Origin of the sequence: Actinoallomurus sp. NPDC050550 (genome assembly GCF_040655075.1) — a bacterium.
Lineage (GTDB): Bacteria > Actinomycetota > Actinomycetes > Streptosporangiales > Streptosporangiaceae > Actinoallomurus.
This window is the reverse complement of record NZ_JBFAJC010000002.1, coordinates 450,463-459,897: the sequence shown is the minus strand read 5'-3', so window position 1 is coordinate 459,897 and position 9,435 is coordinate 450,463. Positions and strand designations below refer to the sequence as shown.

The 9,435-nt window shown below is 71.4% G+C and carries 9 protein-coding genes; 2 read left to right on the top strand and 7 right to left on the bottom strand.

Translation table 11 applies throughout. The features are described 5' to 3' along the window. Positions 1 to 117: 117 nt before the first annotated feature. The 3 genes from AB0I04_RS04435 to AB0I04_RS04425 all read right to left on the bottom strand — a co-directional run bounded on the left by AB0I04_RS04435 (position 118) and on the right by AB0I04_RS04425 (position 3,967). Complete coding sequence (locus AB0I04_RS04435; protein WP_360878783.1) at positions 118 to 1,572, bottom strand: SLC13 family permease; 1,455 nt, start codon at positions 1,570 to 1,572, stop codon at positions 118 to 120. A 147-nt stretch (positions 1,573 to 1,719) separates the two neighbouring features. Next, positions 1,720 to 3,012 (bottom strand): enolase C-terminal domain-like protein, encoded by a 1,293-nt coding sequence (locus AB0I04_RS04430; RefSeq protein ID WP_360878780.1) that lies wholly within the window; start codon positions 3,010 to 3,012, stop codon positions 1,720 to 1,722. Between the two features lie 13 nt (positions 3,013 to 3,025). Then, the gene (locus AB0I04_RS04425) at positions 3,026 to 3,967 is read right to left on the bottom strand and encodes a 5-dehydro-4-deoxyglucarate dehydratase (protein WP_360878777.1); all 942 of its coding nucleotides are present in this window, start codon (positions 3,965 to 3,967) and stop codon (positions 3,026 to 3,028) included. Positions 3,968 to 4,099: 132 nt separating this feature from the next. Between AB0I04_RS04425 and AB0I04_RS04420 the strand changes: the two genes are divergently transcribed. Next, entirely contained in the window at positions 4,100 to 4,897 is a 798-nt protein-coding gene (locus AB0I04_RS04420; protein ID WP_360878774.1) for an IclR family transcriptional regulator, read from the top strand. Between the two features lie 452 nt (positions 4,898 to 5,349). Here AB0I04_RS04420 and AB0I04_RS04415 read toward each other — a convergent pair whose 3' ends face one another. From AB0I04_RS04415 to AB0I04_RS04405, 3 genes are all read right to left on the bottom strand, one after another. After that, a complete protein-coding gene (locus tag AB0I04_RS04415) occupies positions 5,350 to 5,718 on the bottom strand; it encodes a hypothetical protein (RefSeq protein WP_360878770.1) in 369 nt (122 codons plus the stop codon). A gap of 259 nt (positions 5,719 to 5,977) precedes the next feature. Continuing rightward, positions 5,978 to 6,607: an MBL fold metallo-hydrolase gene (locus tag AB0I04_RS04410; protein ID WP_360878767.1), complete on the bottom strand. Its 630-nt coding sequence runs from the start codon at positions 6,605 to 6,607 to the stop codon at positions 5,978 to 5,980. Beyond that, the gene (locus AB0I04_RS04405; RefSeq protein WP_360878764.1) at positions 6,604 to 7,689 is read right to left on the bottom strand and encodes an S-(hydroxymethyl)mycothiol dehydrogenase; all 1,086 of its coding nucleotides are present in this window, start codon (positions 7,687 to 7,689) and stop codon (positions 6,604 to 6,606) included. The genes AB0I04_RS04410 and AB0I04_RS04405 overlap by 4 nt, the downstream gene beginning before the upstream one ends. Before the next feature lie 345 nt (positions 7,690 to 8,034). Between AB0I04_RS04405 and AB0I04_RS04400 the strand changes: the two genes are divergently transcribed. Next, positions 8,035 to 8,451 carry an STAS domain-containing protein gene (locus AB0I04_RS04400; RefSeq protein ID WP_360878761.1) on the top strand — a complete coding sequence of 139 codons (417 nt, stop codon included), beginning with the start codon at positions 8,035 to 8,037 and terminating at the stop codon, positions 8,449 to 8,451. Positions 8,452 to 8,525: 74 nt separating this feature from the next. Here the strand turns inward: AB0I04_RS04400 and AB0I04_RS04395 are convergent, their stop codons facing one another. After that, a complete protein-coding gene (locus AB0I04_RS04395) occupies positions 8,526 to 9,425 on the bottom strand; it encodes a LysR family transcriptional regulator (RefSeq protein WP_360878758.1) in 900 nt (299 codons plus the stop codon). Positions 9,426 to 9,435 lie beyond the last annotated feature (10 nt).

The window sequence follows — 9,435 nt, the reverse complement described above, 5'->3', positions numbered from 1 at the left end:
TCTGTACCACTGGGGCATCGAGGAGTCGCTGAAGGCCGGGCGGCTGCCCGCCGTCGTGGCGACGTCGAGCCTGGAGCTCGGCGCGCGGGGGCCGGTGAACGGCCCCCGCGCGTGCTGTCACAGGAACAGGCTGATGACCAGGGCGATCAGGAAGGCGGTCACGCCCATCAGCGTCTCCATCACCGTCCACGACTTCAGCGTCTGCGGGATGGTCAGCCGGAAGTAGCGGTTCATCAGCCAGAACCCGGCGTCGTTGACGTGCGACAGCACCGTTCCCCCGGCGGCGATCGCGATGACGACGAGGGCCAGTTGTGCCTGACCGAAGTGCGACTGGGCGGCGAGCGGCGCGACGATGGGCGCGGTGGTGACGATCGCGACCGTCTTGGACCCGAGAGCCACCCGCAGCGCGGTGGCGAGCACGAACGCCAGGACGAGCGTCGGCACTCCGGCGTTGCCGAGCAGGTGTGCCAGGGCACTGCCCACGCCGGTCTTCTTCAGCACCGCCGCGAACATCCCGCCCGCGCCGATGACGAGCGTCACCGAGGCGATCGGCCCGAGGCAGGCGTTCGCCGCCTGTTCGAGGTGCTTCCCGCTCAGCCCGCGCCGTACGCCGAAGATGTAGAACGCGCCGAGCACCGTGATCGCCAGTGCGATGATCGGGTCGCCGACGAACTCCAGGATGTTCTGCGCCGTGGACCCCTCTTTCAGGAGCACGGTGGAGAAGGTGTTGAGCATGATCAACACCATCGGCAGCAGGACGATCGCGAGCACGCTCGCCAGCGACGGCGGGTTCTCGACGGCCCGCGAGGCCACCGCCGTCGTCCGCCGGTCGGCCACGGCGACACCGCCGTCGGCAGAGCCGGGTCCGTCGCCCTTCTCGTCCGGGGTGGTGCCGCCCTCACCGGCGACGGACAGATCCTCCGGGACCGTCACCTCGCTCATGCGCGGGCCGATCCACACGCCGTACGCGTAGCTGCCCAGCAGCCAGGCGGGCAGCCCGCAGATGATGCCGAAGACGGTCACCCAGCCGAGGCTCACGTGCAGCAGCCCGGCGGCGGTCACCGGTCCGGGGTGCGGAGGCAGTACCGCGTTGGTCATCGCCAGGGCGCCGACGGCGGGCAGCGCGATGGCGATCAGCGGTTTGCGCGAGGTACGGGTGACGGCGAACATCAGCGGCAGCAGCACGATCCATGCCGCGTCGACGAACATCGGGATGCCGAAGATGAGGGCGGTCACGCCCATGGCGAGCGGCGCGCGGTCCTCGCCGAAGCGGCGGATCATGGCACGGGACAGCACTTCGGCGCCGTTGGCCATCTCCAGCATCCGGCCGAGCATCGCGCCGAGGGTGATGATGATGGCGACGGAGCCGAGTGTGTCGCCGAAGCCGCCGGCGAGGACGTCGGGAATGTCCTTGACCGGCAATCCCGCCGCGATCGCCACGCCGACGCTGACGATGAGCAGGGCGAGGACCGCGTGTAGACGGATCTTGATGACGAGGAGAAGTAGGGCGGCGATGCCGGCCAGGGCGAGCAGGGCGAGGCCCCAGTCCGGCAGGTGGGTGGTGATGTGCATCGGCACTCCCGGGGGGTAGGGAGAGCGGGCATGCCGTCGACCGGCACGCCCGTTAACGCCAGGAGGAGGTGAGAAGGGAAAGGGAACGAGCGGCCCAGGACGGGCCCACCCGGCCGACCGACGCGGCCGGCCGGGAGACGGTGGGTGCTACCAGCGCGGGATCGACGGGGCGTTCCAGCCGGGGTCGACGACCCGCATCGCGGCGACGTCGTCGCGAGATCGCACGTCACTGGTACGCCAGCGCTCGTGGTAGCGGGCGAGCGCGGCGCGGTCGAGTTCGACGCCCAGGCCGGGCGCGTCCGAGACGGTCAGCGCGCCGTCGCGGAACACGTGCGGCTCGGTGATGACGTCGTCGGTCTGCCACGGCCGGTGCGTGTCGCAGGCGTGGAGGTGGCCGGGCGCGCAGGCGGCCGCCTGCGTCATCGCCGCCAGACTGATGCCCAGGTGGGTGTTGGAGTGCATGGACAGGCCGACGCCGAACGTCTCGCAGATCCGCGCGAGGGCCTGGGTGGCGCGCAGACCGCCCCAGAAGTGGTGGTCGCACAGGACGACCTGCACGGCATTGGCGCGGAACGCCTCGGGGATCTCCCGCATCGAGGTGACGCACATGTTGGTGGCGAGCGGCACTCCCGTACGGCGGTGGACCTCGGCCATGGCCTCGACGCCCGTGCAGGGGTCCTCGAGGTACTCGACGGTGTCGCGAAGGGCCTCGGCGACGCGGGTGCCGGTGTCCACAGACCAGGCGCCGTTCGGGTCGAGGCGCACCGGAACACCGGGGAACGCGTCGCGCAGCGCCCGGGTCGCGGCGATCTCCTCGTCGGGTGGGAAGACGCCGCCCTTGAGCTTCAGCGAGCCGAAGCCGTACTGGTCGATCATCCGCTGGGCCTGCGCGACGACGCCTTCCGGGTCGAGGGCCAGGCCCCAGTCGTCGACGGGCGCGCCGGCGACCGGGTGCTTCTCCCACTTGTAGAAGAGGTAGCCGGCGAAGTCGACGCGGTCGCGCACCTTGCCGCCGAGCAACTGGTGCACGGGCAGCCCGAGGGACCGGCCCATGGCGTCCAGGAAGGCGACCTCGAACGCCGACACGACGATGGCGTGCAGCTTGGTGAGGTTCTGCCGGCCGAACAGCCGCCGGGCCTGCAGGTCGTCCGTGAGCGAGCCGGTCACCGCGCTCGCGTCGAGCGCCCCTGCCACGATCTCCCACAGGCTCTCGGAGGACGCGACCGAACGGCCGGGCAGCAGCGCGGCCACCGCCCGCAGGGGTTCGAGGTACTCGTCGTCGCCGTAGGTCTCCCCCAGGCCCACGACGCCGTCCTCGGTCTCCACCTCGACGATCACCCGCGGGGTGTACGGCTGGTGGACGCCCTGCAGGTTCAGCAGCGGCGGGTCCTCGACGAGGACGGGGGTGACGCGCACGTCGGCGATGCGCAGGTCGCTCATCAGTACTCCTGACTCAGATCAGCTCGAGGCCGGCGGCGAGGACGCGCTCGAGGTCGGCCAGGTCTTCGGGGCCGGGATCGGCGAGCGGCGGGCGTACGGGGCCGGCGGGCAGGCCGCGCAGCCGCGCCGCGGCCTTGACGAGCGACACCGCGTACCCTGCCGTCCGGTCGCGGATCCGGGCCAGGGGCAGGTAGAAGCCGGAGAGCAGGCGATCGGCGGTCGCCTCGTCACCGCTGCGCAGCGCGGTGTGGAACGCCCCGGCGATCTCCGGCGCGAAGGCGTGCACGGCCGAGGAGTAGGCGGGGATCCCGATCGCCGCGTAGGCACGGGCCTGCAGTTCGGCCGTTGGCACGCCGTTGAAGAACAGGAAGTCCGGCGGCGTCGCCAGCCGCAGCGCCTGGAAGTGTTCGATGTCGCCGGTGCCGTCCTTGAGCCCGACGAGGTTCGGCACCTCCGCCGCCAGGGCGGTCACGGTGTCCACCGCGTACCGAGCCTGTCCCCGGTGATAGATGACCACCGGCAGGGTGGTCGCGGCGGCGACCCGCCGTACGTGCTCGGCGAGACCCGCCTGCGGGGCCTCGGTCAGGTAGTGCGGCAGGAGGAGGACCGCGGCGGCCCCGGCCTCTTCGGCGGCCCTGACGTACCGGGTCGCCAGCGCGACGCCGTGCCCGGCCCCCGCGACCACGGGAACCTCCGGCGGGGCCAGCTCGACCGCGGCGCGCACACAGGCGGCGTACTCCTCCAGATCGAGGCTGAAGAACTCGCCCGTGCCACAGCAGACGAACAGCGCGCCGGGCGACGCGGCGAGCTGGTGCTCCAGGAGAGCCCGATACGCGCCGAGGTCCAGATCGCCGCTTGCGGAGAACGCCGTCAGCGGAAAGGACAGCACCGCGCGGTCCATCCCCGCGCGGAGCGCAGCCGTGCGCGCTGCAACGGCCGAGTCCGTATCGTGCACGTCATCTCCATATGTAGACAGCATCTATGCTGGGAGACTATGCACATAAAAGTGCAAGTCCGTCAAGAAGCCGCAATCCACCCGCGATATGGACATGACAGGATGACGGCCATGACGGCGGGGAGGGGATCAGTGAGCACGGAGCAACCGCGGGGTGTTCGCGATGTGAAGTCGGCCGGGCGGACGATCGAGGTCCTCGAGGCTCTCGCCGCACTCCAGGGTAGGGCGGTGACGCTCAAGGACCTCGCCGAGCGGATCGACATCCCCCGCAGCAGCCTCTACGCCCTGCTGCAGACCCTCGTGGGCCGCGGCTGGGTCCGCACCGACGCCACCGGATCGCTGTACTCCATCGGCATCCGCGCCCTGCTCGTCGGCACCGCCTACCTCGACGACGACCCCCGGCTCGCCATGCTCAAGCCGCACCTGGACGCGCTCGCGACCGAACTCGGCGAGACGCTGCACTTCGCCCGGCTCGACGGCACGGACATGGTCTATCTCGCCACCCGCGAGTCCCACCACTACCGCCGCCGGTTCAGCCGCGTCGGCCGGCGGCTGCCGGTGCACACCACGTCCCTGGGCAAGGCGGTCCTCGCCGAGCACACCGACGATGAGATCGACGCCCTGCTCCCCGCCGCGCCGGAACGGCTGACCCCGCACACCCTCTGCGACCGAGACGCCCTGCACGCCGACCTCGCCGAGACCCGGCGGCGCGGCTACTCCGTCGACGACGGCGAGAACACCGTCGGCCTGTACTGCGTCGGCGTCGCCCTGCGCTACGACGCGGCCGTCACCGACGCGCTCAGCTGCTCGATCCCCAAGTCACGCCTCACACCGGAGCTGGAGAGCGACGTCATCGCCGCCCTCCAGGAGGTCCGCGCCGCGATCGAGACCGCCACGGCCTCCCCCGCTCTCTCCGTCGTCTGGCGCTGACCGACCCCCGACGTCGTTCAGTCGTCCGCACAGCGCCCGCGCCGGCCGGCGCAAAGGGCAACGCCGGCCCGGTTCCGGTCCGGCACCCCCATGCCGTGACCGGTTCCGGACCGGCGGCGGCCGCCGCGGCCCTGGGGCCTGTCTCGAAGCCCGCTGTCCTCCTGAGCGGTGACTTCGAGACAGGCCAGCGGTGATTCCCGGAGCCGGCGCCCGGTCGATGACCGTCCCCCAGGCCCTCTCCCCTATGGAGGGCCCGGCCCGGCTCCGTCTCCCCGGCACCGCGGGTCGAAGCGGCGATGTGCGGCACGTCCCGCTCGGCGGTGGCGCTCCCCTTCGGCGCCGCCGCCGAGCGATTCCCGTGCCGGGTCTGACTGGACCTCCTCTGTTCCCCGCCTACCGCTCCGGGCGTCGCGTCGCGCGCCGCCCGGAGCGGGCTCCCGTCTGGGCGGGGATCAGCGGAAGTCGTGGACGTCGTGACCCGTGTGCCAGGTCACGAGCCTCCACGTGCCGTGGCTCCAGTGGTAGAGCCGGTCGCCGATGACGCGGTACCGCCGGCCCTCGCTTCCGTACCAGTACCGGCCGTGGCCCTCCCAGACGCGGCGGCCGTCCCAGCGGCGGCCGTCGCCATGGTCGCGGTAACGGTCGTCGTCGCGGTTGTCGCCGTGTACGGCGACGCCCGACGAGTGGGCGATGACGGTCGTGCGGTGCGCGTCCTGGACGGACGCCGCGGAGGCGGTCCCGCCGAGTGCGAGTGCGGCGCCGCCGGCCACGGCGAGTGTGGCGGCCGCGGTGGCGACACGCCGTCCCAAGGTCCGATTCATGGTCATCTCCTTGTGTCGGCCCGGCGCCCTCGTGGGTGAAGGGCGCCGGGACTGCGTCCCTGGGTGGTGGGACATGGAAGACGTTACTCGTGCATAAGTTTAAATTTCAACTTATGCACGTGTGAGGTATACCATCATGACAACCCCTCTGACCTGGGAATATGCCGATCTTGGGCAGCCGGGAGGGGCGGTGTCATCACCCCGCAAGCGGCGGCGAGCACGCCCGTCCGATCGATGGCCGGCCGGCTTCGGCGTCGGTTCAGTGGCCGCGGGCGATCCACTCGTCCAGGTGCGGGGCCTCCGCGCCGATCGTGGTGTCGTCCCCGTGTCCGGTGTGGGCGACGGTCTCCGGTGGCAGGACGAGGAGGCGGTCGCGGATCGAGTCGATGATCGTCGGGAAGTCGGAGAACGACCGTCCCGTGGCCCCGGGGCCGCCCTGGAAGAGGGTGTCGCCGGTGAACAGCGCGCCGAGCGCCGGAGCGTACAGGCAGACGGCGCCGGGGCTGTGGCCCGGCGTGTGGAGCACCGTCAGCTCGGTGCCCGCGACGCGGAGCGTCTGCCCGTCGGCGAGTTCCGCGTCCGGGGCGCGGTCCGGGTGGGTGAGATCCCACAGCGGCCGGTCGGACGGGTGCAGCAGGATCGGCGCCCCCGTACGGGCGGCCAGGGCCGGGGCCGCGTCGATGTGGTCGTCGTGGGCGTGGGTGCAGACGACGGCGACCAGCCGGCGGTCGCCCACCGCATCGGCGATCGCGTCGGCGTCGTGAGCCGCGTCGATCACCAGGGCCTCGGCGTCGTCGCCGAGGATCCAGACGTTGTTGTCGACGTCCCAGGTGCCGCCGTCGAGAGAGAAGGTCCCGGAGGTGACGATGTGGTCGAGGCGGGCGGTCACAGGGTCACCACCGACCGCAGGACCTCGCCCCGTCCCATGCGCTCGAAGGCACCCTCGACGTCGTCGAGCGGGATCGTCTCGGAGACGAAGGCGTCCAGGTCGAGCCGGCCCTGAAGGTACAGGTCGATCAGCATCGGGAAGTCCCGCGAGGGCAGGCAGTCGCCGTACCAGGAGGACTTCAGCGCGCCGCCGCGCCCGAAGACGTCCAGCAGCGGCAGCTCGAGGCGCATGTCCGGGGTGGGGACGCCGACGAGGACGACCGTACCGGCGAGGTCGCGCGCGTAGAAGGCCTGTTCGTACGTCTGCGGGCGGCCGACGGCGTCGATCACGACGTCGGCGCCGAAGCCGCCGGTCAGGTCGCGGATCGCGGTGACGGCGTCCTCGCGGGCGGAGTTGACCGCGTGGGTGGCGCCCAGCTTCTTCGCCTGGTCGAGCTTCCGGTCGTCGATGTCGACGGCGATGATCTTCGCGGCGCCGGCCAGCCGCGCTCCGGCGATCGCCGCGTTGCCGACGCCGCCGCAGCCGATCACGGCCACCGAGTCGCCGCGGCCGACCCCGCCCGTGTTGATCGCGGCGCCGAGGCCCGCCATCACCCCGCAGCCGAGCAGTCCCGCGGCGGCAGGTGAGGCGGCCGGATCGACCTTGGTGCACTGGCCCGCGGCCACCAGGGTCTTGTCGGCGAACGCGCCGATGCCCAGGGCGGGCGACAGCTCGGTCCCGTCGGTGAGGGTCATCTTCTGCGTCGCGTTGTGCGTGTCGAAGCAGTACCAGGGGCGGCCGCGCCGGCAGGCGCGGCACCGGCCGCAGACCGCCCGCCAGTTGAGGATCACGAAGTCGCCCGGCGCGACGTCGGTGACGCCGTCGCCGACCGACTCCACGACACCCGCCGCCTCATGGCCGAGCAGGAAGGGGAACTCGTCGTTGATGCCGCCCTCGCGGTAGTGCAGGTCCGTATGGCAGACACCACAGGCCTGCACCTTCACGACCGCCTCACCGGGGCCGGGGTCCGGGACGAGGATGGTGGTCATCTCCACTGGCGCGCCTTTGGCCCGGGCGATGACTCCGCGTACTTCCTGCGCCATGCGTGACGTCCTTCCGATCTCGGGCCGCGGCGTGGCCGGACGGCTCGGGGCTGTCCGCCGATCGTACGCATGTCCACCCCGGCCACGGCCAGGGGCTTCCATCAGCCGAAACCCGGCAGCCGGCAGGATGCGGGCCCGGCGGTCGTCCTGAGGGCCGGGCTGTACGGGCCTATCCGGGCCGTGCACGGCACATCGGACGAAATGCGCAGGCCAGGGACTTTTTAGGATTCTCCCGGCGCTATACGGGTAGAGCTCCGATTGCGACACAGTGTTCCTGACTTTTGGTCAATCAGTCGGTCACGCGATCGCCCCCCGAACCCGGCCAGCCGTGAGGTGGAATCTGCGATGCGACATCTGTCCACAGTCGATCTGAAGGTGGAGGAGAGCTCCGGCGTCACCGTCGTGCACTTCCCGGAAGAGGTCGACGTGGTCAACGCTCCGGCCATCCGGGAACGGGTGCTCCGCCTGCTGAACAGCGGGGTCTCGGAGATGGTCCTCGACCTGACCGGCACCCGCTTCCTCGACTCGGCCGGCCTCCACATCATCGTGCGGGCCCATGGCCGCGGCACCGCCCTGTCGATCCCCCTGTCCGTGGCGATCCCGGAAGAGGGGATGGTACGCCGGGTCTTCGACCTCACGGCGATGGCGCGGCTCGTTCCGACCACCGTCGGCCTGCCGGATCCCCGGTCCGCCGCACCGGCGCCGTCGCTGTCCTGCTCGACCGCCGGCCCCCGCAGACGCGGCCGCAAGCCCCGGCGCTGATCCGTTCGCGCCGCGTCCGGTGACGTCGGGATCATCGCCGGCTCGCGACGGACGATGATCCCGATTTCGACGGGCTAAGCGACCGAGTGAGCCGCCTCTCGCACCTCGGTGTCGGCGAAGGCCGCCAGTCGCGTGGCGAGTTCCGACAGCGCGGTCGCGGCGTAGTGGTCCGGGTCCCAGCAGGCATGAATGGTCAGCAGAACCTTCTCGCCGCGATGATCGGTGACGAAGATCGGGTGGGCTCCGAACCGTTCGAGGTTGGTGACGATCGAGACGCCGCGCCCGGCCGCGGCAAGGGCTTGGCTCAGCGGCGGCCAGGCGATCTGCTCGTACCTCTCGTAGCGCAGTTGTTCCCGGGTGACCGCTTCGTCCAGCGCGAGGCGGGTCGGGTCGGTGGCCGGCGGGATGAGAAGCGGCGCACGCACCAGTTCCTCCAGCGGCACCGTCCGGCGGCGAGCCCATGAGTGATCAGGTGCGACGTAGGCGCGCAGCGGCACACTTGTCAGACGAGTCCAGACCAGCCGACCGGTCGGGGGCGCTGTCGCGGCCACGCCGAGATCGTGACCGGCCAGCACCGCTTCGTGAACGGCATCGGGGGCGACCGAGTCGACCGAGATGAACGGGTCGCTCGCGGAAAGTGTGGCCACGAACGGCGCCAAGACGTACTCGATCGTGGTCGGCGCCGCGACGACCGCCACACGGGTCAGCAGTCCGCGTGCCATCTGTTGCGCGACCATGGTCGCCCGGTCGGCCCTGGTCACGATGTCGGCGGCGACGTCGCGCATCTGGCGTCCAGCATGGGTCAACGCGAGGCGTGGCCCGTTGCGGGTGAACAACGCCACGCCGAGATCGCGTTCCAGCCGGTGCAACTGCCGCGAGATCGCCGGCTGCGCCACGTGAAGCCGAGCGGCCGCCGCCGTCACCGTCCCGCACTCGGACACAGCCAGGAAGTAACGCAGGTGACGTAGCTCCATGGGCGCACAT

Bases quoted from the DNA above. Each gene is read 5' to 3' on its own strand.
- AB0I04_RS04435 (WP_360878783.1), bottom strand. From the start codon at position 1,572: ATGCACATCACCACCCACCTGCCGGACTGGGGCCTCGCCCTGCTCGCC.
- AB0I04_RS04430 (WP_360878780.1), bottom strand. From the start codon at position 3,012: ATGAGCGACCTGCGCATCGCCGACGTGCGCGTCACCCCCGTCCTCGTC.
- AB0I04_RS04415 (WP_360878770.1), bottom strand. From the start codon at position 5,718: ATGAATCGGACCTTGGGACGGCGTGTCGCCACCGCGGCCGCCACACTC.
- AB0I04_RS04405 (WP_360878764.1), bottom strand. From the start codon at position 7,689: ATGGCGCAGGAAGTACGCGGAGTCATCGCCCGGGCCAAAGGCGCGCCA.
- AB0I04_RS04400 (WP_360878761.1), top strand. From the start codon at position 8,035: ATGCGACATCTGTCCACAGTCGATCTGAAGGTGGAGGAGAGCTCCGGC.
- AB0I04_RS04395 (WP_360878758.1), bottom strand. From the start codon at position 9,425: ATGGAGCTACGTCACCTGCGTTACTTCCTGGCTGTGTCCGAGTGCGGG.